Origin of the sequence: Mesorhizobium sp. M0045 (assembly GCF_040323385.1) — a bacterium.
In the GTDB taxonomy this organism is placed as follows: domain Bacteria; phylum Pseudomonadota; class Alphaproteobacteria; order Rhizobiales; family Rhizobiaceae; genus Mesorhizobium.
The window spans coordinates 31,348-52,309 of record NZ_JAMYUY010000015.1 but is presented as its reverse complement, the minus strand read 5'-3'; the positions used below and the strand labels follow the sequence as shown (position 1 = coordinate 52,309).

Annotated in this window: 21 protein-coding genes and 2 pseudogenes; 15 read left to right on the top strand and 8 right to left on the bottom strand. The window is 60.7% G+C overall.

Annotation, left to right across the window (positions count from 1 at the left end; translation table 11 throughout):
- The first annotated feature begins 117 nt into the window (after positions 1 to 117).
- The 8 genes and pseudogenes from NKJ72_RS22070 to NKJ72_RS22035 all read left to right on the top strand — a co-directional run bounded on the left by NKJ72_RS22070 (position 118) and on the right by NKJ72_RS22035 (position 7,366).
- Entirely contained in the window at positions 118 to 1,107 is a 990-nt protein-coding gene (locus tag NKJ72_RS22070; RefSeq protein ID WP_352479380.1) for an autoinducer 2 ABC transporter substrate-binding protein, read from the top strand.
- A gap of 87 nt (positions 1,108 to 1,194) precedes the next feature.
- Positions 1,195 to 2,709: a sugar ABC transporter ATP-binding protein gene (locus tag NKJ72_RS22065; protein WP_352479379.1), complete on the top strand. Its 1,515-nt coding sequence runs from the start codon at positions 1,195 to 1,197 to the stop codon at positions 2,707 to 2,709.
- The gene (locus NKJ72_RS22060) at positions 2,702 to 3,703 is read left to right on the top strand and encodes an ABC transporter permease (RefSeq protein ID WP_352479378.1); all 1,002 of its coding nucleotides are present in this window, start codon (positions 2,702 to 2,704) and stop codon (positions 3,701 to 3,703) included. Before NKJ72_RS22065 ends, NKJ72_RS22060 begins: the two co-directional genes overlap by 8 nt.
- The gene (locus tag NKJ72_RS22055; RefSeq protein WP_352479377.1) at positions 3,700 to 4,695 is read left to right on the top strand and encodes an ABC transporter permease; all 996 of its coding nucleotides are present in this window, start codon (positions 3,700 to 3,702) and stop codon (positions 4,693 to 4,695) included. The genes NKJ72_RS22060 and NKJ72_RS22055 overlap by 4 nt, the downstream gene beginning before the upstream one ends.
- Positions 4,696 to 4,700: 5 nt before the next feature.
- Positions 4,701 to 5,549: a sugar phosphate isomerase/epimerase family protein gene (locus NKJ72_RS22050; protein ID WP_352479376.1), complete on the top strand. Its 849-nt coding sequence runs from the start codon at positions 4,701 to 4,703 to the stop codon at positions 5,547 to 5,549.
- 33 nt (positions 5,550 to 5,582) lie between these two features.
- A pseudogene (locus NKJ72_RS22045) lies at positions 5,583 to 6,023 on the top strand (alpha/beta fold hydrolase); the annotation flags it as partial.
- Between the two features lie 84 nt (positions 6,024 to 6,107).
- Positions 6,108 to 6,824, top strand: a complete 717-nt coding sequence (locus NKJ72_RS22040; RefSeq protein ID WP_352479375.1) for a pentapeptide repeat-containing protein — start codon at positions 6,108 to 6,110, stop codon at positions 6,822 to 6,824.
- 74 nt (positions 6,825 to 6,898) lie between these two features.
- Complete coding sequence (locus NKJ72_RS22035) at positions 6,899 to 7,366, top strand: recombinase family protein (protein ID WP_352479374.1); 468 nt, start codon at positions 6,899 to 6,901, stop codon at positions 7,364 to 7,366.
- A gap of 158 nt (positions 7,367 to 7,524) precedes the next feature.
- On the opposite strand, the gene NKJ72_RS22030 is transcribed toward NKJ72_RS22035, so the two are convergent.
- A complete protein-coding gene (locus tag NKJ72_RS22030; RefSeq protein ID WP_352479373.1) occupies positions 7,525 to 7,914 on the bottom strand; it encodes a helix-turn-helix domain-containing protein in 390 nt (129 codons plus the stop codon).
- 1,216 nt (positions 7,915 to 9,130) lie between these two features.
- On the opposite strand from NKJ72_RS22030, the gene NKJ72_RS22025 reads away from it, so the two are divergent.
- Positions 9,131 to 9,904, top strand: coding sequence for a DUF4336 domain-containing protein (locus NKJ72_RS22025; protein ID WP_352479372.1), 774 nt, complete (start codon positions 9,131 to 9,133; stop codon positions 9,902 to 9,904).
- 466 nt (positions 9,905 to 10,370) lie between these two features.
- Here NKJ72_RS22025 and NKJ72_RS22020 read toward each other — a convergent pair whose 3' ends face one another.
- Positions 10,371 to 11,315 (bottom strand): LysR family transcriptional regulator, encoded by a 945-nt coding sequence (locus tag NKJ72_RS22020; RefSeq protein ID WP_352479371.1) that lies wholly within the window; start codon positions 11,313 to 11,315, stop codon positions 10,371 to 10,373.
- A 143-nt stretch (positions 11,316 to 11,458) separates the two neighbouring features.
- Between NKJ72_RS22020 and NKJ72_RS22015 the strand changes: the two genes are divergently transcribed.
- From NKJ72_RS22015 to NKJ72_RS21995, 5 genes are all read left to right on the top strand, one after another.
- Entirely contained in the window at positions 11,459 to 12,367 is a 909-nt protein-coding gene (locus tag NKJ72_RS22015; RefSeq protein ID WP_502901884.1) for an alpha/beta fold hydrolase, read from the top strand.
- Positions 12,368 to 13,363: 996 nt separating this feature from the next.
- Positions 13,364 to 13,669 carry a DUF982 domain-containing protein gene (locus tag NKJ72_RS22010; RefSeq protein WP_352479369.1) on the top strand — a complete coding sequence of 102 codons (306 nt, stop codon included), beginning with the start codon at positions 13,364 to 13,366 and terminating at the stop codon, positions 13,667 to 13,669.
- 21 nt (positions 13,670 to 13,690) lie between these two features.
- Positions 13,691 to 13,975 carry a DUF982 domain-containing protein gene (locus NKJ72_RS22005; protein ID WP_352479368.1) on the top strand — a complete coding sequence of 95 codons (285 nt, stop codon included), beginning with the start codon at positions 13,691 to 13,693 and terminating at the stop codon, positions 13,973 to 13,975.
- 354 nt (positions 13,976 to 14,329) lie between these two features.
- Positions 14,330 to 14,968 (top strand): DUF1326 domain-containing protein, encoded by a 639-nt coding sequence (locus NKJ72_RS22000; RefSeq protein WP_352479367.1) that lies wholly within the window; start codon positions 14,330 to 14,332, stop codon positions 14,966 to 14,968.
- Between the two features lie 4 nt (positions 14,969 to 14,972).
- Positions 14,973 to 15,845 (top strand): DUF2182 domain-containing protein, encoded by an 873-nt coding sequence (locus NKJ72_RS21995; protein WP_352479366.1) that lies wholly within the window; start codon positions 14,973 to 14,975, stop codon positions 15,843 to 15,845.
- A 5-nt stretch (positions 15,846 to 15,850) separates the two neighbouring features.
- Here NKJ72_RS21995 and NKJ72_RS21990 read toward each other — a convergent pair.
- Positions 15,851 to 16,031: pseudogene (locus tag NKJ72_RS21990) on the bottom strand (multicopper oxidase domain-containing protein); the annotation flags it as partial.
- 124 nt (positions 16,032 to 16,155) lie between these two features.
- Positions 16,156 to 16,908: a TetR/AcrR family transcriptional regulator gene (locus NKJ72_RS21985; RefSeq protein WP_352479365.1), complete on the bottom strand. Its 753-nt coding sequence runs from the start codon at positions 16,906 to 16,908 to the stop codon at positions 16,156 to 16,158.
- Here NKJ72_RS21985 and NKJ72_RS21980 point away from each other — a divergent pair.
- Complete coding sequence (locus tag NKJ72_RS21980; protein ID WP_352479364.1) at positions 16,907 to 17,782, top strand: class I SAM-dependent methyltransferase; 876 nt, start codon at positions 16,907 to 16,909, stop codon at positions 17,780 to 17,782. The two genes, NKJ72_RS21985 and NKJ72_RS21980, sit on opposite strands and share 2 nt — an antisense overlap.
- 489 nt (positions 17,783 to 18,271) lie before the next feature.
- Here the strand turns inward: NKJ72_RS21980 and NKJ72_RS21975 are convergent, their stop codons facing one another.
- The 4 genes from NKJ72_RS21975 to NKJ72_RS21960 are packed head-to-tail and all read right to left on the bottom strand — an operon-like array spanning position 18,272 to position 20,956.
- Complete coding sequence (locus tag NKJ72_RS21975; protein WP_352479363.1) at positions 18,272 to 18,826, bottom strand: hypothetical protein; 555 nt, start codon at positions 18,824 to 18,826, stop codon at positions 18,272 to 18,274.
- The gene (locus NKJ72_RS21970; protein WP_352479362.1) at positions 18,823 to 19,611 is read right to left on the bottom strand and encodes a DsbA family protein; all 789 of its coding nucleotides are present in this window, start codon (positions 19,609 to 19,611) and stop codon (positions 18,823 to 18,825) included. The genes NKJ72_RS21975 and NKJ72_RS21970 overlap by 4 nt, the downstream gene beginning before the upstream one ends.
- Before the next feature lie 44 nt (positions 19,612 to 19,655).
- Entirely contained in the window at positions 19,656 to 20,408 is a 753-nt protein-coding gene (locus NKJ72_RS21965) for an SCO family protein (protein WP_352479361.1), read from the bottom strand.
- Positions 20,408 to 20,956, bottom strand: coding sequence for a TlpA family protein disulfide reductase (locus tag NKJ72_RS21960; protein WP_254819350.1), 549 nt, complete (start codon positions 20,954 to 20,956; stop codon positions 20,408 to 20,410). Before NKJ72_RS21960 ends, NKJ72_RS21965 begins: the two co-directional genes overlap by 1 nt.
- Positions 20,957 to 20,962: the final 6 nt, after the last annotated feature.

Here is a 20,962-nt window from a genome sequence, read left to right as displayed (position 1 = left end):
AATATCTCCCTTGACGAGCGCACCCTGATGCAAGATAGTCTTTGCACCATCGATTGTGCAAGCGCAAATCGGTGGCGGAGGTATGTTCCCAAGGGGAACGTTATGGGAGGAGTTCAGATGAAAAAGTTGATGATCGCGGCGCTCGCCGCGACCCTTGTGCTTGGCGGCTCAATCGCTGCCATGGCTCAGCAGGCCGGCAAGGTCGGCGTCGTCGTCAAGATCGGCGGCATTCCCTGGTTCAACGCAATGGAGGCGGGCATCAAGGAGCGCGGCCAGAAGCTCGGCGTCGACGCATTCATGGTTGGCCCGACCAGTGCCGATCCGGCACTGCAAGTTCGCGCCATCGAGGATCTGATCGCACAGGGCGTCAAGGTCATAGGTGTCGTGCCGAATGACGCGAAGGTGCTTGAACCTGTCCTGCAGAAGGCGAAGGACGCCGGCATCATCGTCATCACGCATGAATCGCCCGGCCAGAAGGGCGCCGACTGGGATTTCGAACTCGCGTCCGCGACCGGCTTCGGTGAGGCTCATGCGAAGCTCTTGGCGGACAAGATGGGCGGCAAAGGTGAATATGCAGTCTTCGTTGGTTCACTGACAGTGCCGCTGCACAATGCCTGGGCCGATGCGGCAATCGCGTATCTGAAGAAGAACCATCCGGACATGAAGCTGGTCGGCGATCGTTATGGCGTCGCCGAGGATGTGGACAAGAGCCGCAGCACTGCACTTGACCTGATTTCCGCCAATCCCGGCTTGAAAGGCTTCCTTGCCTTCGGCAGCCAAGGCCCGATTGGCGCTGGTCGTGCAATCGAAGAGCGCCGGAAGGTGGGCCAGATATTCGTGCTCGGCCCATTCTCGCCGGGGCAGGGCCAGAAGCTCATCAAGAGCGATGCGATCTCCGGCGGCTTCATGTGGAATCCAAAGCAGGCGGGTGAGGTCTTCGTCACGCTGGCCGACCAACTCATGAAGGGCAAAGAAGTCAAGGATGGCGATACGATCGAAGGGCTAGGGACAGTCAAGCCCGACTTCGAAAACCATAACATCATCGTCGATCAGCTGGTCCCGATCAACAAGGACACTGTCGACGGCCTCGCGGCGATGGGTCTGTAAAGCCTCCCAAGGCTGTGGCAGCCGGGCTGGCCTCGAGCCTGCCCGGCTGAGGATGTGTTAACGCGATTGGATCCAGGGTTCAACTCCATGGCTGATCAGGCACTCGATGGCGTCGCATCACGGCCGTTGCTGTCGCTCCGCAACGTCAACATGACGTTTGGCGGCGTGAAGGCGCTGAAGAATGTAAGCTTTGAGGTGCTGCCGGGCGAGGTGCATTGCCTGGCCGGCGAGAACGGCTCCGGCAAGAGCACGCTGATCAAGGTCATCACCGGCGTTTACAAGCCCGAGGCGGGCGCCGTGATCGACTATGACGGCCAGAGCTACTCCCACATGTCGCCGGTAGCGGCGCAGGCCGGCGGGATTCAGGTCATCTGGCAGGACCTCGCCCTGTTTCCCGAGATGACTGTCGCCGAGAACATCGCGTTCCAGACTGTCATCGGCCGCTGGCCGCGGCTGGTGAACTATGCCGAAATGCGCCGTGTCGCGACCAACGCCTTGCAACGTCTTGGTATTACCCTCGATGTCGATCTCGCCCTACACCATTTTCCCATCGCACAGCGGCAGATCGTGGCAATCGCGCGCGCCCTCGTCGGCCAGGCGAAGCTCGTCTTCATGGACGAGCCGACGGCGTCGCTCACTCAATCTGAAACCGACTATCTGCTGGACATTGTGCGGAACCTGTCGGCGTCGGGCGTTGCCGTTGTGTTCGTCAGTCATCGCCTGGCGGAGGTTCTCGAAATCTCCAGCCGTGTGACGGTGCTGCGCGACGGCGCCTTGGTTGGCGTCTTTCCGACCAAAGGTCTGACCCAATCGCGCATTACAGAGCTGATGACCGGCAAGACCTTCGACTATTCCGTCCTGCATCGCGATTTGAGCACGAGCCCGGTTACGCTCGAGGTCAAGGGGTTGTCGCGGCCTGGCGAATTCGAGGATGTGTCATTGACGGTCCGCCGCGGCGAGACGCTCGGCGTCACCGGGTTACTCGGGGCAGGGCGCACCGAGCTGGCGTTGACCTTGTTCGGCATGCGCAAGCCGAGGTCCGGCTCTGTTGTGCTGGATGGCAAACCGGTCCGCTTCGGTTCCAACCGTGACGCGATCGCCGCCGGTGTCGCCTATCTTTCGGAAGACCGGCTGTCGCTAGGTCTCATTCAACCCCAGGCAATTGCCGACAACATGGTCATTGCCTCGCTGGACAAGATTCTCTCTGGCGGTTTCATTTCGAGCGATCGCAAACGATCCCTAGTCACTAGTTGGATAAGGGATCTCGGCGTTAGGATCGGAGAGCAGGAAGACGCGGTCTCGACCCTGTCGGGGGGAAATCAGCAACGTGTCGCCATTGCAAAATGGCTGGCGACTGAACCGAAACTGCTGATCCTCGACGGACCGACGGTCGGTGTTGATGTTGGCGCGCGTGCCGGCATATTCGATATCGTTTCCAAGCTGGCCGACAGCGGCCTGTCGATTATCCTGATCTCGGACGAGGTCCCTGAAGTCTATTTCAACGCGGACCGTGTGCTGCATATGGCTCAGGGGCGCATTGTCGGCGAATATGTTCCCGGCGTCACGTCCCTACAGGCGATCGAAGCGGCGGTCTATGCGTAGGTTTGTCCGCTCTCACGCAACGGAGCTGGCTTTGCTCGCCGTGATCGCGGTCATCTGCGCCTTCCTGTCGTTTGCGACAGACCGGTTCTTCACCCTCGGCAATGCGTTTGACCTCCTGAACACAAGCTCGGTCAACATCATCTTCGCCGTCGGTCTGCTCGTCGTGCTGATTGCCGGCGGCATTGACATCTCCTTCGCGGTTGCAGCCTCCGTCGTGCAATATCTGACGGCAATCGTCCTTGGCTGGATAGGCGGCGGGAATTGGATTGTCGGCCTCACCATCGCTGGCGCATTGGGCATCGCGTTGGGCAGCATCAATGCTTTCCTGATCCACAGGTTCAGGATCATCTCGATCGTCGCCACGATTTCGACTTTCAACATTTTCTTCGGCTTGCTGATGTTTTTCACAGGCGGCGTTTCAATCTACAATCTGCCGGACTGGCTCACCGCCCGCGTGGTCCTGTTCGAGCGCGAGATGGCTGATGGCACGTGGGCGGAGATCACCCTACCCGTGCTCATTATGGCGATCTGCGTATTCGCTACCTGGGCGTTGATCACGCGCACGACCACTGGTCGCCAGCTCTACGCTTTCGGCGACAATCCGGAAGGCGCGCGCCGCTTCGGCATCAATGTTGGGGCCATGCAATTTATCGCGTTCGGCTGGCTTGGCCTGATGGCGGGCATCGCCGGTCTCGTCCAAGCGCATTACGCGCAGGAAGTGGTGCCCAACGCCCTATATGGGCGCGAACTCGACGTCCTGGCAGCCGTGGTCCTTGGCGGTGCACGGCTTGGCGGCGGCAAAGGCAGCGTGCTCGGCTGCATCCTTGGCGTTCTGTTGGTCTCGATCACCCAAAACGGACTTAATTTGATGGGCGTGTCGCCTTTCGCGTTCAAGATGATCGTCGGCACCATCATCCTGGCCGCCATTACCCTTTCGAACACCAGCATTGAACGGCTGCTGCCGTTCCTGAAAAGCCGGCGGATGCCTTCATGACGGTTGTGATTGAACGCGTCCGCAACTTGCTCGGCCCCGAACTGGCAGGTCCGCTTGCCGCGTTTGCGGTAGTCATGATCGTGTTCGGCATTGCCGCACCGAACTTCCTTTCCCGGGCTACTTTTGGCTCCGTCGCCTACCAACTGCCGGAGCTCGGCCTGCTCACACTCGCCATGCTGCTCCCGATCCTGACCGGCGGCCTGAACCTGGCCATCACCTTCACGGCCAACATCGCCGGGCTGACGCTCGCTTGGATCCTTCAAAGCCAGGGCGGCGTCGACGCGGGCATCGGTGCCTTTTTCCTTGGCTCGATCCTTGCCCTTGCGGTCGGAGCACTTAGTGGACTGATCATGGGGCTCGTCATCGCCTACACCAAGGCTCACCCGATCCTGGTCTCGCTGTCGATGATGATTTTCCTGCGCGGTCTTGGTGAGTTCCTGACCCACGGCGGCGACGTGTCCGGCTTTCCCAGTTTCCTGGCGCCGATCGGCTACGGTTCGATTCTTGGGATCCCGGTTCCGTTGCTCATATTCATCGCGTGTGTGCTGATCTGGCACCTCCTGCTGACGCGCATGAAGCTGGGCTTCAACACCTATATGATCGGCTCCAACATCGAGGCCACGCGCTACTCCGGCATCAATACGCGCAAGGTGCAGGTTCTGGTCTACACATTGTCCGGTGCGATGTGTGCGGTCGCCGGCATCATCATGCTGGCCCGCTTCAATTCGGTGCGTGTCGGACACGGCGAGTCCTACCTGCTGATCACTGTGCTTGCCTGCTTTCTTGGCGGGGTCAATCCATTCGGCGGCTTCGGTCGCGTGATCCCTGTCTTCGTCGCGCTCGTGGTGCTCCAGTTACTGTCCTCGGGACTCAATCTGATGGGCGCCAACCAGCATCTGGCGACGGCGGTCTGGGGCATTTTGATGATCACGGTGATGATCCTGCGCTGGCTTGCCGGGCGCCTAAAGTTCCTGAACACAAACAAAGGGTGAGTTAGATGCATGGTTTTGGGGTCCACACCTCGATGTGGACGATGAACTGGGATCGGGCCGGCGCAGAGAAGGCGATCGCCGCTTCTGTCAAATACGGCATGGACTTTATCGAGATCGCGCTACTGAACGCGCCGGCGGTCGATGCCGCGCATACGCGCGCCTTGCTCGAAAAGCACAATCTTCCAGCTGTTTGTTCGCTTGGCCTGCCGGAGCGGGCCTGGGCCTCGGTGCGGCCGGATGCCGCTATCGAACATCTCGAAGTGGCGATCGACAAGACTGCAGAGATGGGCGCGCTGGCGCTTTCCGGCGTGATTTTCGGCGGTATTGGCGAACGCACCGGCCTGCCCCCCACCGAAAAGGAATACGACAACATCGCGCATGTGCTGACCGTCGCTGCCAAGCACGCCAAGATCCGGGGCATAGAGCTCGGAATCGAGGCGGTGAATCGCTACGAGAACCACCTTATAAATACTGGCGCGCAGGCCGTCTGGATGCTCGAGAAAGTCGGCGCCGACAACATCTTTGTTCATCTCGACACCTACCACATGAACATCGAGGAGAAAGGGGCCGCCAATGGTATTCTGGCCGCTCGCGATCACCTGAAGTATATTCACTTGTCAGAGAGCGATCGCGGCACCCCGGGCACCGGCAACTGCCCCTGGGACGAGATCTACGCAACGCTCGCGGCGATCGGCTTCAAGGGCGGACTTGCCATGGAAAGCTTCATCAACATGCCGCCGGAAGTCTCCTACGGCCTCTCCGTCTGGCGGCCAGTCGCGAAGGACGAGGCCGAAGTGATGGGCAATGGCTTGCCATTCCTGCGCAACAAGGCTCGCCAATACGGTCTGATCTGACCCAATGGATGACGGGCTGGAGGCGGACGGCGCCTTGCGAAAGGCAGCCGCGGGCCCGACTATCCGTTCGCCCTGACCGCCGCGCAATACGATCTGTGGAGGCAACGGCTGCTCGCCAGCTGGGGTGGGCCGGCGGAAATCGAAACTTTCGGCTCGAGCCTGGCCGCAGACCGCCAGGCGCAGATCTGGTGGGCTGGGTTGCTGAGGGCAGCCTCCAGTCCCGACGCGGTCGCGGGCCTACTGGAAGCGCTGCGTGATACCGATGTCCGTCATCTCCTTGCAAAAGTTTCGGTAAGGACGATGGTTCTGCATCGTTCCGGCGACCGCGCCGTTCGCATCGAAGCCGGGCGCTTCCTCGCGGCCAACATCCCAGGCGCGAAGTTCATTGAGGTCGCCGGTAACGATCATTGGTTCTGGGTCGGCGGCCAACAGCCGCTGCTTAAAAGCATTGGCGCGTTTGTACGACGTAGCTGATCGCTCAGCCAAAACGCAGTCGCTTTCGAGTGTCAGCAGATGTGGTAAGGGTGAGTGTCGGCGAGTAGCAGAGGTCCAGCAACAATGACTTTGAGGCGAACCAGAGCTTACGGCACATCCGGCTTGGTTCTAGCGGTTTGCACTGTGTTTGCTTGGCAGAACGCCGCTGCCGCTCAAAATTGCGACGCAGCCGCGACACCTGGCGTCAATTGGCAAGAGTGTGACAAGAAGCTTCTCATCCTAGATGGACAGGACCTGAGCGGGGCGAACCTGTTCGGTGTTGATTTCACTTCGACCGACCTCAGGAACAGCAATCTCGTTGCCGCAAATCTTGAGAAGGCAACGCTTGTGCGTGCTTCACTGGCCGACTCGACCGCCAAAGGCGCCCGGTTCGACAGAATCGAGGGCTACAGGACCGACTTCAGCCGTATGGACGCGCAGGGCGCTGTGTTTGCGAGCGCGGAAATGCAGCGTTCGAATTTCCAGGACGCCAATCTGACCAATGTTGATTTCACAAAGGCAGAACTGGGGCGTGCGCAGTTCCATGACGCCGATATCAGCGGCAGCCGCTTCTCGTTTGCCAATCTCGCACGGGCGGACTTCCGAGGAGCGACGTTCACCGCGCCGATAGACTTTGACCGCGCCTTTTTCTTTCTGACCCGTATCGAGGGCCTCGACCTTTCCAATTCGGTGGGTCTGTCCCAGTGGCAGCTCAACATGGCTTGCGGAGACGCCCGGACCGAGTTGCCTTCTGGCTTGACGAGGCCTGAAGATTGGCCCTGTCAATTCCAGCAGGAATAGTTGTCGGCAAGCCTGCGATGATCCTGAGACTCGCCGCTCGTTCATCGGAGAGGCTATTGGACATTGGAGAGCGGATGCAGGTCCGCTACGCACGAACTTCAACAGAAGAGCAGGTCGCGGAACTGGAGGCCCAAATACGTGACCTCAAAGCCCCTGGTTGCGATGAGGTCTTTTCAGAGCAGGTATCAGCCCTGGGGGATCGGCGGGAACTCGATCGTACGCTCAAGTTCCTCCGCACTGGCGATACGCTGATGGTCACCAAGATCGATCGCTTGGCGCGTAATACGCGGACCCTTGGTGATATTGTCGATGGCCTGCATGGACGTGGTGTAGGTCTGAAGGTCTTACAGTTCGGCAAGGAGGTGCTGGACACGACCGGGGCGTACGGTCGGCTGATGCTGAACATGTTCGCTGCTCTCGCGGAGTTCGAGCGGGGCCCAATAAAAGAGCGACAGAAGGCATCGCGAAGGCGAGGGCAGACAAGAAATACAAAGGGCGGAAGCCCACGGCGCGAGCAAAGGCCGGCGAAGCAGTCGTCTTAGCCGCTGGAGAAGTTAGACGCTCGAAGGACGTCCGGACGGTCGGAAGAGGACCAGCTTCTTCGATCCGCCAGGAATCGAGGTGGACACAACAGCCGGCGGGTCGCTTGCCGGGAAAGAATCCTCCAGACCCGCCTGCAACTGAGCAACAGAAGTCCGTGTCAGAAATCGCCGCATCCCTGGGCATCGGCTGCTGGCCTCAGATAGCCCACGGCCTGCAAATGTGTCCCGGAATTTCCGGGCCAATGACTGCTAATCCTCAGCGGATCGATGGCCTCGATCTGGTGCAAGACTTCATAGGGATCGAACCCTACCACCTTTGCCAGATCGAGAAACTCAATGAGATCCACGCGACGATCGGCGTTCTCTATGTTTGCAATGAAAGGTTGATGACGACCGAGAGCTTTGGCGACCGCTGCCTGCGTCAATCCTGCCAGCTTTCGCTTCTCGGTCAGCAGCTCAGCAAGTCGCCTATGGCGGTCCGAATGCAGGGTTTTGGCCATCCGCTCGTCGAGCATTTTGCACTTCGACGTTGCGGTTCCGAATTTCATATTATCCAAAAATTGGATTTCGTTTTACTCTCACCTGTGTGGATCTGGCAGCAATGTGAGGTTGGATGAGGCAGCGTTTGGCAACACCGGTGGCCGCACCCCCAAGGGACATGGAGTCGCGGCGATCATGCTGCTGTTTGTCGCGGCTGGCCCGGTACTAGGCTTCTCGGCTATTACCTCGAGCTGCCGATTGTGTTCTGGATCGGCGTGATCTCGGCAATTGCGAACCTTGGACCTCGCATCGGGGGTTATGGACTTTCCCTTGATACCGTTGGTGTTGATCGTGATCTGCGTGGGCATTCTTTCACCGTGGTGGTATGGCGCCGCCATCGGCGTCTTGGCATGGTCAGTGTTGGGCGGTTCGGCATGCTGCTGGCCAGAAAGTAAGCCGGGCCGTGGGCTGGTCAGTCGGAATCTGACGTCCGGCCCTTCTCTACAGATGGACCGGAAATGCTTAGCGCCCCTTCGTTTAGCCGTGAAAGCTGCATCGATGCCTCGTTTCACTCCTGAGCAAAGGATCAGACTGGCCAAGGCCCACAAAATTCGGGCGGAGAATGGCAAGGGTCTCACCTCGGAGCAAAGAGACCAACTTTATCGCTCGGCGCATAACCTGCTCGCGTTGAACGCTATGGAGAGCGCAAGAACCATTCGAAGCCCTCGGCAGATGGACTCGCAAGCATATTCGATCAAGCTGCAGAGCTAGCCTGGTCGGAGGACGTGCGCGAGGAGCTCGGCTACCGTCTTATGATACACTTAGCCGACGTGTTCGAGGGATGGAGCATTCGACAGCCGAATGACACCTGAAAGGACGGCCAAGCTTTCGTGATGGGCAGGGTCAATGCGCACCTTGGCGGAGGGAGTCGGGGCGACTTGGGAGCCGCCAAGACCAGCGGGTTCACTCTCCCTTGTCGGATTTGTTGGTCGTAGCCTGATGGAGGAGTAGAGGAACCGGTTCGAATGTATGCCTTCGGCCTGCCTGGTGGTGACAGTGGTCCCGTGTCCGCTTTGCGCCTCATGTCTGCCGTAGGGTCAGCTTTGCCGCTTCCTGAAAGCAGACATTGTCGGCGATACGCTGGAGGTCGAGGGTGCGCCATTTCCTGACATTCATGGCGCTCCTCCCTTGCGGTCGTTCACGCGGCGACCTGATGCGAACCCTATACGGACGTTCGGCAAATGTAGCCAGCCTGTGCGAAAATACAGTAGGTTCGGCGCCAACATGGGCGCCTCTCTTTACGAGCCAATTAACGTCTACAAGCCGCTCGCGCCGGACATTGGTATTGTCGATGGCCCATTCGAATATTTGACGGTGGGCGGAACCAGGCTGCCGCTTCCGTTCACGACGCGAATGACGGTGGCGCACCTGTCAAACGGTGACCTATGGCTTCATTCGCCGATCAAGTTCGATGAGAAATTGGCCCGGGAACTGCAGGGGTTGGGGAGGGTCCGGCATCTCGTGTCGCCCAACCAGTTCCACTATGCGCATATCGGGGAATGGGCGAGGGCGTTTCCCGAAACGATCGCTTGGGCATCACCACGTGCGCGCCAACGAGCAAGGGCACGGCACATCGAAGTCAACTTTACTAGGAACCTAGATGCGAACGCGCCGGCAGAATGGTGTGAGGAAATCGACCAATTCCTTTTTCCCGGCGGCTATTTCAAGGAGTTCATTTTCTTCCACAGGGTTTCGAAGACGCTGATCCTCACCGACACAATCATCAACCTCGAGCTGGACAAGATTTCCGAGCCATGGCGAACGGCCACTAGGCTCACCGGAATGTACCATCCTTACGGCCAAATATTCTTCGGCATGCGGCTGCCGCTGCTCCTCCAGCGACGAAGGGCGAAGGAGGCGATAGAGAAGATTTACTCGTGGCAGCCACAGCGAATTGTGCTCAGCCATGGACGCTGCTTTGATGCAGATTCCGATGAGGTCATCCGAAGGATATTCGGAGGACCGCCGGTACCGCCCATTGAAGACCGTTTGTCATGACGCGCGTTTGTCCTTCTACGCGGGCTCAACATTCGGATGGAATGGTCCGCCTTCCACCCCGAGCGGGACCTTTGACGCTCACCTCGGCATTCAGAGTAGCCGAATTGCGCGCCGCCCAGGTCGCGCCAGTTTCGGTCGTTCCGGAAGGCGCGTTTGAATGGCCGCTTCGGGCCGAAGTTGACCGGCAACTTCTGGCGTCCGAAAAACGATAGCGGACATTCGGACGGCCGCGATGCGTGCGAACGGCGACCTTGTCGCCTATTGTCGTGAACGTCACGAAATGGTGCGTTCCGCTGGTTCAAACACCTGAGCCGCAGAACGCCCGATATGAGCGTCGAAGGACTGGCTGTACTAGTTTCGCCACCATAGCTCCACCGCAAACGCTTGTTGGAGGTATGGAATGCGCACGCGGCTCTTCAATACAAGATTGCCGGCGGCACATTCCGGCGCGACGGTGACGGTTCTTCTAAGCTTCAAACGGCGGACGCGTGTTGCGACTCGGCGATTGGTCGGACGCTCGGTCCCAATAAGGCGGATCGCCGAAGCTTCGCCGCAGACTTTCGATGAGCGCGAGCACCTTGGCTGACGCACTGCGCTCACGCGGATAAGCGATGAAGAGCTCTGCGCCTTCGGCCTCTACACCAATGTCGATTCGGGCGAGGGCCCCGTCTGCAAGCTGGTCGTGGACGAAGAAGGTAGGCAGCAGCGAAATGCCGAGGCCGGCGACAGCGGTGTCGCGCATGACCACGCCGTTGTTGACACGAAGCGCCGCACGAGGGCGGATCACGGTCCAGTTCCCCGGACTGCCGAAGCGCCAGTCGGCACTGCGGTTGGCATAGAGGATCCCACAATGGCTCTCGATCTCCGCCAACGATCCCGGTGTGCCATGCGCAGCGAGATACTCGGGGGATGCCACTAGTATCCGGCGGCTTGTTGCGAGGCGTTTCGCCACCAGGCGATTGTCACCGACTGGCCCGTGTCGCAGCACCGCGTCAAACCCATCGGCTGCGGCATCGACGAAACGATCGTCCAGTTCGAGCGTCAGATCGATCCCGCGATTCTCCCTCAGGAAGGTGGTTAGCGCTGGCCCGAGATGCAGGATGCCGAAGCTTACCGGCGCCGAGAGCCTCAATGGGCCGACAACCGTGCCCCTCCGCTCGGCGAGTTCCGCGGTGGCTTCGGCTGCCTCACTCAGGATGCGTTGCGCCCGCGGCAGGAAAGTCTGCCCATCCTCTGTCAGCGACAGTTTTCGAGTCGACCGTTGGATCAATCGGGTGCCGAGTCCACGCTCCAAGTCGGCGAGTCGTTCGCTGGCTACAGATTTGGCGAGACCGAGCCGCTTGGCGGCCGCGCTGATCGAGCCCGCCTCCACGATGGCCACAAAGGCAGCGACGCTGTCGAGCTTCATCATCGTCCAGGTTTTCCGGAATCTAGATCCGCCAGTTGCAGCCTAATCCGGACGAAGCAAAGATGCTATGTATGGTTGATGCAGCGGGGTGACAGCGCCGGTCGATATGACCGCCTCCCGATGGCAGGAGATCTACAATGTTTAGGATGTTGATTGGCGTTCTCGGAGCACTCGCAATCGCAGTGCCGGCAGCGGCTCAAGTGCAACCCTTTCCAGCGTCATTCCGCACAGAGCAAATCGAGACTAACGGCACGACCATTAATGTTCGCGTCGGCGGCACAGGCCCGGCGGTCGTGCTCCTCCACGGTTATGGCGAGACCGGAGACATGTGGGCGCCGATGGCCGAAGATCTCGCGCGGGATCACACGGTGGTTGTGCCCGATCTGCGTGGGCTTGGACTATCCTCCAAATCTTCCACCGGATACGACAAGAAGACCCAGGCCGGCGACGTGGCTGGCGTCCTCGATGCACTCAAGATCGATCGCGCCGATCTCGTCACCCACGACATCGGCAACATGGTGGGCTACGCCTTCGCTATCCAGCATCCGCAGCGGACAACGCGCTTTGTTCTCATCGACGCTCCGGTGCCGGGGGTTGGGCCGTGGGAAGAGATTCTGAAGAACCCGCTGTTGTGGCACTTCCGTTTCGGCGGACCCGACATGGAACGCCTCGTCGCCGGTCGCGAGCGCATTTATCTCGATCGCTTCTGGAACGAGTTTTCCGCCACCCCGAGCCGCTTCACCGAGGCCTCGCGCGTGCACTACGCCAAGCTGTACGCCCTGCCTGGCGCGATGCATGCCGGTTTCGCGCAATTCGCGGCATTCGATCAAGATGCGCTCGACAACAAGGAGTTCATCGCCACCAAGGGCAAGCTCGCCATGCCGGTGCTGGCAGTCGGTGGAGAGAAGTCGTTTGGGCCGATGATGGCGACCGTCATGCGCTTTGCCGCCAGCGACGTGACTGAAGGGGTGGTTCCCGACTCCGGCCACTGGATCATGGAAGAGAATCCAAAGGCGACGATCGTCATCGTCCGCGACTTCCTCAATTCCAAGTGACCTCAACCCGACGTTTGGAAGAAGCTTGCCCGTTCGGTCCGCTACCCCGCGTCCAACGGTTCCACAGCTCAGGTGCTACCCAATCCCATTGTTTAGCTGTCTAGCACCGGCTTTGTTGTGCGGATCTGAGCCTTATGGTCGGCTCATGGACGCGAAGCGGTCGTCAGGCGGCAGGGCTCTGGACGTCGTGTTCGGGTCATCAGTGCCGGTTGCCGCGAATGTCGGGTATCGGGCAGCGAAATGGGCTGATGAAGGGCGGCTTCGGGTCACATCGAGACCACCTTTTGAGCACAGCGTACGTCCGCTTCCGCTCTTCCACGGCGGAAAACTGCTAGTCTGTTTGCGGGCCCCCATGCGGTCATTCTGGAGCATGGCTCCGAACGTTCGTAAACGAGGTTAGCTAGAGTGGACTGTATGGCGTCACGGGAGCATACGGAACGATACGGGAAGATTTCTGATTTTTGCCCACGAAAAAGTGAATAAAATCAACGATTTCAATACGCCCTCCGGGCCCACCATTGGCTCCTGCTGCCATTGCCCGCCGGTGCGCAGGAAAGCTCGGCCTCGAGCTCCGGCAGCGGCGGCAATTCGACCACAACCGGCTGGCTGGACACCTTGCTTTTGTCTGTCTTGCACGGCTTGATCCGGATCCACTTCTCCACGGGTCGGACTGCCCAGTGCGGCAAAAGGGCGGCTGCGGCGTGAAAATAGGACAGGAGAAGAGGCCGATCTCGTCCGCGTTCTGCGCAGAGGGTGAGCGTGTGCCATAGACCAAGCGAGTGACGTTCGTTCAACCCACCGGCTGGACCGAGCGGGCCGTCGCCTGAGTAGCACTCACCGTGTCCGTCGTAACGGACGACTTTTGTCTGATAGTGCACCGGCTTCATGCGGTCTTGACGTCGAAAATCGGCCTTCACATATTTTCCGCAGGTTGCTGCCGATTGCTGGGGCGACCATCCTCAACCACCTGAAATCGTTCAAAGATTGGAGGTTTCGATGAGCGAGAGAACATTTGAGAGTCCCGTGTTCGTGAGAGCCGCGGAAGGTCTCATTCAAGAGATCGCCTGTCTTGAGGATGCTTTCGATTTTCTCGACGAATGGCCGAAGCATCGGCGAGGCGTGATCTACGAAACGGCAAAGCGCGCGTGTCACCGCGCCTACGACGGTCTCATACCGTTAAAAGTCGCGCGGGATGCGTTCGCCGGCTTTGCCCGCTCCGTGAAGATCCTCGAGGACGTCGCAACGGCGATGCCTTGGGTGGCAGCCGCAAAGTCGGGCGAGACGGGCGGCGTTGCCGCCTGACCGTTTCGGAGGGAGGAAATCATGCTTTCTCAGCCCTTCGAAAAGCCCGTTCGCGTCTGGGTCGGACTCGGATTCCCGAGGCAGCTGAATTCGGTCGTGGATGCCTACCAGTTCGTCACCGACTGGTGCGGGAACAGCCCTGAACAAAGGGCTGCGATCCGCGCCTGTAAAGCCGCATTGGCCGGCGAGATCGACGCGGAGACGGCGCGCGGCGTTCTCGTGCAGTTCGCCAGGAAGAAAGACATCCTGGTCGAAGACGGAATGATGCCGCCGGTCACCACTACCGGGCAGGTTCTGCAAGCTTGATCCGCGGGCGGTTTCAGAGGCGGTGGCCATCGGGCCGCCGCCCAAAAGGTGCGCCGTGCGAAAACGCGCGCGTCGATGCGCCGGCAGAGTTTGCTGGCGGTTTCTATGTGCACCGCACTCCACTGGGTTGGGCGATGAGCAAGGTTAAGGTCACAAGCTGTCAGACGTTGCGCCTGTTTCGCTGACTAGATGGGGTAACGGACCGCCAAGCAACCCGCGAGCGGAGCGCGCCACCCAAGCGCCGTAGCAAAGTGAGCCGCCCGCTTAGCGGCCCATTACCCCGCCTAGGTAAGACGTGGCGCCGCGAGCGCCGATGGAGTAATCTTGCCCCATCAGTTCTCGGGAGTAAGAGCCATGAACGCAGTTCCTCGATGGCGGCTCGCAGGCGACTGGTTCGACATCTGCAGCTGCGACATCCCTTGTCCTTGCGAATTTGCACAGCGGCCGACCGGCAATCACTGCCAGGGCGTGCTCGCCTGGCACGTGCGTGAGGGCCAATACGGCGACGTGAAGCTCGACGGCCTGACGCTGGTGGCGCTCGGAGAGTTCGAAGGCAATCTCTGGGCCGGCGAGGCAAAGGCCGTCATGGGCATGTACCTTGATGAGAAGGCCAACGAGAAGCAGCGCGAGGCGCTGCAGACCATCTTCGGCGGGCAGGCCGGCGGCTGGCCGGCGGGCTTTGCCGCCAACATTGGCGAAATGCGCGGCATGGAGTTTGTGCCGATCGCCTTCGAGGTGGCGGGCGACCTCGCCACCTGGCGGGTCGAGATCCCTGGCCGCGTCGTCGGGCGTGCGGAAGCGCTTTCGGGGCCGACTACCCCACCCGGCAAACGCGTGCAGACGATCAACCCACCGGGCTCCGAGGTCGGTCCCGGCCAGGTTGCCACCTGGGGCCGTTCCGTCGAGGTCAGCACCAAGGGCTTCGGCCTCGACTGGACGGGCACTGCCCGCTCGAGCAAGCACATACCGTTCGAGTGGACCGGCCCGAGCTAAGGCGGTGGCAGACCCACGCGCCATCGGCCGGTTCTCCTTGCCGCCGCTTGTCAGAAGGCAGGGCGGCGTGCCACTCGGCCTGCTTGCTTCCCTCGCCCTCCTGACGGCGGCAGCCTGGGCGGTGACGCTCTACCAAACCCTCAGCATGAACATGCCGATGGGCATTGCCGTGCGCGGACGGATTGGAGGCGTGGAGGGTATGGCCGGCATGGCGATGGGCGGCATCGCCGCCGAGCCTTGGTCGATCGGCAACGCCGCCGTGTTTCTCGCGGTATGGACCGTGATGATGGCGGCGATGATGCTGCCTGCTGCTATGCCGATGATCTTCATGTTCGCGTCGGCACAGTCAAGGCGCGAACGCCGCCTTGCAGTTCCGACCTGGATCTTCGTCGCCGGCTATATCCTCGTCTGGGCTGGAGCCGGCTTTCTAGTGTATGCGCTGGTCCAGCTCGGCAGCGATATCGCGATGAGCTTCGATCCGCCTCAGCGTTCGCGTTGGGCGCCGCTCGCGCTCGGCGCGACGCTCGCAGCGGCTGGGCTCTACCAGTTCACGGCGGCCAAGCACATCTGCCTCGGGCACTGCCGCTCGCCACTGGCCTTCATTGCCGAGCACTGGCGCGACGGGCGGATCGGCGCCCTTCGCATGGGGCTGCGGCACGGCCTGTACTGCCTCGGCTGCTGCTGGGCGCTGTGTGCCGTTCTGGTCGCGGCCGGTGTCATGAGCCTCGCCTGGATGCTGCTTTTGACGCTGGTCGTCTTCGTCGAGAAGCTGTTGCCGCGCGGCCACCGCTTCGAGGCGACGGTGGGGATCGCGTTGCTCGTGCTCGGTATCGCGGTGGCGAGCGGCGCGGTGGCGATGCCATGGATGGCAGGGTAGCGCCGACGACGGCTCGGCCCGACGTTAACGGCGTCGGCAAGGAAGCGGGCCGAAGGGAAATCGTCTCTCCGTCGCGGGCGACCACCTCGAAGGGTCCGCCATGGATGTGCATGGGTGGATGAAGCCGTTGTCGGTGCCGATGAAACGCACTTTCAGGGTCTCGCCGACCTTCACGCGGATCGTCTCTGGCGCGAGCCGCTGGAGTGGAGCTTCTCGCCATCGGCACTTCGGCAAGTCCAGCCCGATAAGTAAGTACTCCTCGCGGCCGCTATCAGGCGCCACGTCTGCCGCCGCCAAGGCCAATCCCGTTTTACGAATCGGAGCCTGATATATCCCAGGCGCCGACACCGTTTCCCGCCATTCCCTGGAACAGATCATCCGCTTGCGCCGGTGAAAGGCTCGTGTCGGTGGCGACCCACCAGGTGAGGACCGCAAGAAATGCGCCGGCGATGAACTGGACGGCGAATTCGACGGGCACTCCACCTCCACCGACCCGCTTTTCGACAAGTTCTGCTCGGACAGCGCGGCGGATACGCTCGCGCAATTCGTCATGGATCGTGTCGCCGCTGCTCGCAAGCAGCGCGTGGTGAAGCGACCGGAACGCAAGTGCGTGTTCGAACATGGGAAGGCTAAATGCAAACAGGCGAGTACCAATCTCCTGACTTGCCGACATGCGCCCACGGCTTAGCGACCCCAGATGCGCCTCGATGGTCGCGCTGCGTAGAGCATCCTTGTCTGCGTAGTGGGTATAGAAGGTCGACCTGCCGACATTTGCTCTCTGGCAAATGTCGTCGACCGTGATGGCCGCATATGCGTGCTCCGGGATCAGGGCAATAAGCGCATCCTGCAGCAGCGCGCGCGTCCGCGCGACGCGGCGATCGATGGTATTTGAGTCGCTCGTCCGGTCGATTTTTATGGTCATCGCCACGTTCGGCGCCTGCTTCTGGACATTCAAAGGTCTGGTGTCCGGAATCTCATGCTGGACATTGTGTCCAGTATGATACGCCAAGTCCAGAAGCTCAAATCGTATATTGGACAGGCCGCAACGGAAGGTCGCCGACATGCACTTATCTGGTCACCGCGCCGGCAACGGACGGCATTCGCGCAAGGGCGTGATCGCGATGGCCCTGCTTGCCAAACTGTCGCTCGTCGCCGGCTTCCTCTTTGTGGCCAATTTTGGCATGGGCTACATCGGCGCCGGCGCCTGGGTGGCGGCATTCCACGGCCTTATCCTAGCAGCAATCGCGATCGTATTGCTGTGGGGCTTCCTTTCTCGCATAGGCCTCGGCGGAAAAGGCACGCACAGCACGAGCGACAGGGGGATCGGCATCGTCCTGCACCGGGCGGCGGGCTATGACTGGCTTGCGCGCGTTCTGACCTTCGGCTGCGAGGGGCGGTTTCGCGAGCACATGCTTCGCTTGGCGAAGCTCCGGCCCGGCGAAGCGGTGCTTGATGTCGCCTGCGGAACGGGAACCCTTGCGATTGCCGCGAAGCGGCTAGTGGGTTCTGATGGAAGCGTCACAGGCGTCGATGCATCGGCTGAAATGATCGAGAGGGCGCGCGCCAAGGCCAAAAGGTCTGGCCTCGATCTGACTTTCGTCAACGGGACGGCGCAGAAGCTTCCCTTCAAGGACGCACGGTTCGACATTGTGATCGGCACACTGATGCTGCATCATCTGTCGAAGCCCGTTCGATCGGCCTTCGTCCGCGAGGCAGCACGCGTCTTGAAGCCCACTGGCCGGCTGTTGCTTATCGATTTCGGCAGGCCGGTACGCAAGTCCAGATTGCCGAGACTTCATCGACATGGTCACGTGGACATGAATGGGATCGCCTCGTTGTTGACCGAGAGCGGATTCAAGGTCGGCGACATCGGCGCCGTCGGAACCAAGAACCTGAACTATGTTCGCGCGACGACGGACAAGGTCCGATCAGCGTGACCGAGGCATGCAACAGCCGCCAGACTTAAGCGTCGCCCCGAAAAGTCACGCGACATGGAGCCCGGGCCTCGAAGGCGTAGCAGTCTGGCGGGTCGTGCGAACTGAGCGCCGGCCTTGCCGACTCGTGGCAGGGTCGTCGACGTGGGTCGTGACGGCAAGCCCCTGATCCGCATGTCGATGCTGATCTCGGCCGAAGCCCGCCGCGGCGGCCAACGTCTCGGCGCTTCAATCGGTCAGCGTTGTAGATATTTGACGAGCGCCGCGATCGCGAGCACGAGGGCGACCAACACCAGGATCCAGATGAGGCCAATCCCACCCATCAACCACATGCCCTCTGACCCATCCATCATGGAAATGATCCTCTAGCGCGAAGGCTGAGTTCGCCGCCCACGATTGGCGAGTGCAAGCTAAGTTAAGTCGCCGGCAACCTCCGCCAAGACAACGGTGATTCCGGTTACAGAACGGGGAAAGATGCATACTCCGGCAATTCTACATTCCCCCGCCGCAGCCGTCGGACAGGTCCCATACATTCACAATTTGCCTGCCGTCAAAGCCGTGTTCGTGGATCAGGTATTTCGCCAGTCCGCCATACACTCTCCAGCGCCAGCACGGGCAGCAGCAGGGGCCCTTCTCCTCGGAATTGGCCATCGCGTAATCGTAGGCCTTCTGCTCGTCCCCGGTGAGCTTCAGATCGTAGTAAGGCAGCATCTGCTGCGCGGTCGCCGCCGGTATGTCGTACGGGTCGCTGGGGATCATCGGGATGGCGCGATATTGGGTAAGCCCATTTACCTGCTCGCGATAGCGTTTCAATTCCATCGGGCTGCAGCACGAGCCCTTGATGCGCGCCATCGCGGGCATGGTCGCGATCGACTCGGTAAACTTGGCCGAGCAGGTGCTGTTGCCGCTCTCGCTAAGATCTTTGAACCGTTTGGTCAATTCGGGATCGTCGGCAGCGATTGCCAAATCCGGTGCGAGAAAGCCTGCAGCCGCGGCGGCGCCGAAGACGCCGAGAATGACGGTGCGTCGGTTTGGGGTCCTTGTCATTTGCCGCTCCTCGCCTGCTCGATGAGCTTCTTCAGCGTCGCAAGATCGGTGGCGCCGGGAAAAATCTGGTCGCCGGCGATAAATCCCGGCGTTCCCGTTATTCTCAGCGCCTGGGCCAGTTCCATGTTGCGGTCGATCAGCGCCTGGATGTCCGGCTGCCGCATATCGCCCTTCATGCGCTCGACGTCCAGCCCGGCCTCGGCGGCGATCTTGAGGACGGCCGCCTCGGTCACCCTTGTCTTGGACCCATAGAGCGCCTTGTGAAACGCTGTGTATTTGCCCTGCTTGTCGGCGGCGAGCGCCGCCTTGGCCGCGAACACCGAATCTGGGCCGAGGATGGGGAATTCCTTGTAGACGATCCTGAGTTGCGGATCGTCGGCCGCAGCCTGTTCCATGACCGGCGCCATCTGCCTGCAATAGGGGCAATTATAGTCGAAGAACTCGACCAGGGTAACGTTGCCCTCGGCGTTGCCGCCGACTGGACTTTGCTTGTCACGGAAGATGTCGTCCGCCCGCGCCTTGAGCACCTGCCTGGCCTGGGCTGCATCTGCTTCACGCTGGCGCTGGTCCAGGCTTTTCAGCGCCTGCACGAGAACCTCCGGATGCGCCAGGATATAGTCGTGTATCCGCTGGTCGAACTGATCCTGGGACATTTCGCCTGCAGCATTCGCCTGTATGGCTTGAAAGCCAGGATTGAGCAGGAACCATCCTGTCAGGCCGGCAAAGAGCAGGGCGCGGGCGATGCCGCTGCAATACCTGGCTGCATCTCTTGGCTTGGTGAACATGCGCGTCTCCCTTTCTTGTCGTCGAGAATGTCGGTGCCTCTCCGTCAAAAGAGGCTCTTCAATTTTGCCAGCCAGCCTTCGTCCCGTTCGTGGTGCGTGCGCTCGACATTGTTGGTGAGCGCGTTGACGAAGGTGACGAGATTGACGGGCGCGAAGTTCAGGCCGTGGAAATTCGCCCGCCAGCGGCCCTCCTTGTCGATCACATGCGTGACGATCCCGTGCATCTGGTAGCCATCATTGGCCAGGCTGAATTTGTGACCGAAGGCTTCCGCCAGATTGCGGGTCATATCCTCCGGCTGGCCCGGGGCAGTGGTCAGGAACAGCCAGTTGACAGGGTCGAGCCCATGCGCCGGTCCATAGGCATTGAGCACATCGGGCTTGTCCTTTGTGGGATCGGTGGTGATCGTCACGAAGGTGACCTGATCCTTCATCGGCGTGCTATTCACCATCTTCTGGATCTCGGCGATCTTCTCGGCATGCAGCGGGCAGACGTCCGGGCACGATGTGTAGATGAAATGGAGGACGACGACCTTGCCGATGAGGTCGGCCGGCCGCACGATGCGACCGTCGGCGGTGCGCAGCGTGAAATCGGGCGTTGGGCTGTCGATCTGCTGGAAATATTTCTCGTCGTTCTGCAGCATGGCGTCGACTTCGTCCATTGAATGCGCCGGCGCTCCATGCGTGAAGCCGGCGATCAGCGCGGTGAAGACGATCAGGCCGCACAACAGACGCCTCCATTCGTTCCAGGCGGATGAAACGTCCCGAACCGCCGGCTCGTCCCGGTTTCTGGCAAGCATCAGCCTTTTCCTTTCGGGCTAGCGGCAATACGGCTGCGGATGAAATCGACCATGTCGGGAGAATCCCATTCAGCCGGCCCGATCAGCCGGCCGATCTCCTTGCCGTCGCGGTTGATAAGCACGGTCATCGGCAGGCCCACCGCGCCGAGCGTGAACATGACTTTGGCTGAGGTATCGATGTTCAGCGCAAGGTGTGTAACGCCGGTCTCGGCGAAGAATTTCTTCACGGCGTCGGGACCCTTCCGGTCCATCGACAGCGCGACGACCTCGAAATCCGGTCCGCCGAGCTTGGCCTGCAGCCGATCAAGCGTCGGCATTTCCTTGCGGCAGGGCGCGCACCATGTCGCCCAGATGTTGAGCAGAACCACCTTACCGGAGAAATCGGCGAGCGTTTTCGGCTTGCCGGTGCCGTCCTCGAAACTGATTTCCGGCACGGCGGCGGGCGTATCGAGCAGTGTGAAGTTCTCAGATGCCCCCGCTGCCACGGAGGGCGGCGGAAACGCCAGCAGCGAGCAGACAAGGAAGATAGCCCATTTGCACTTGATCACGGTGCG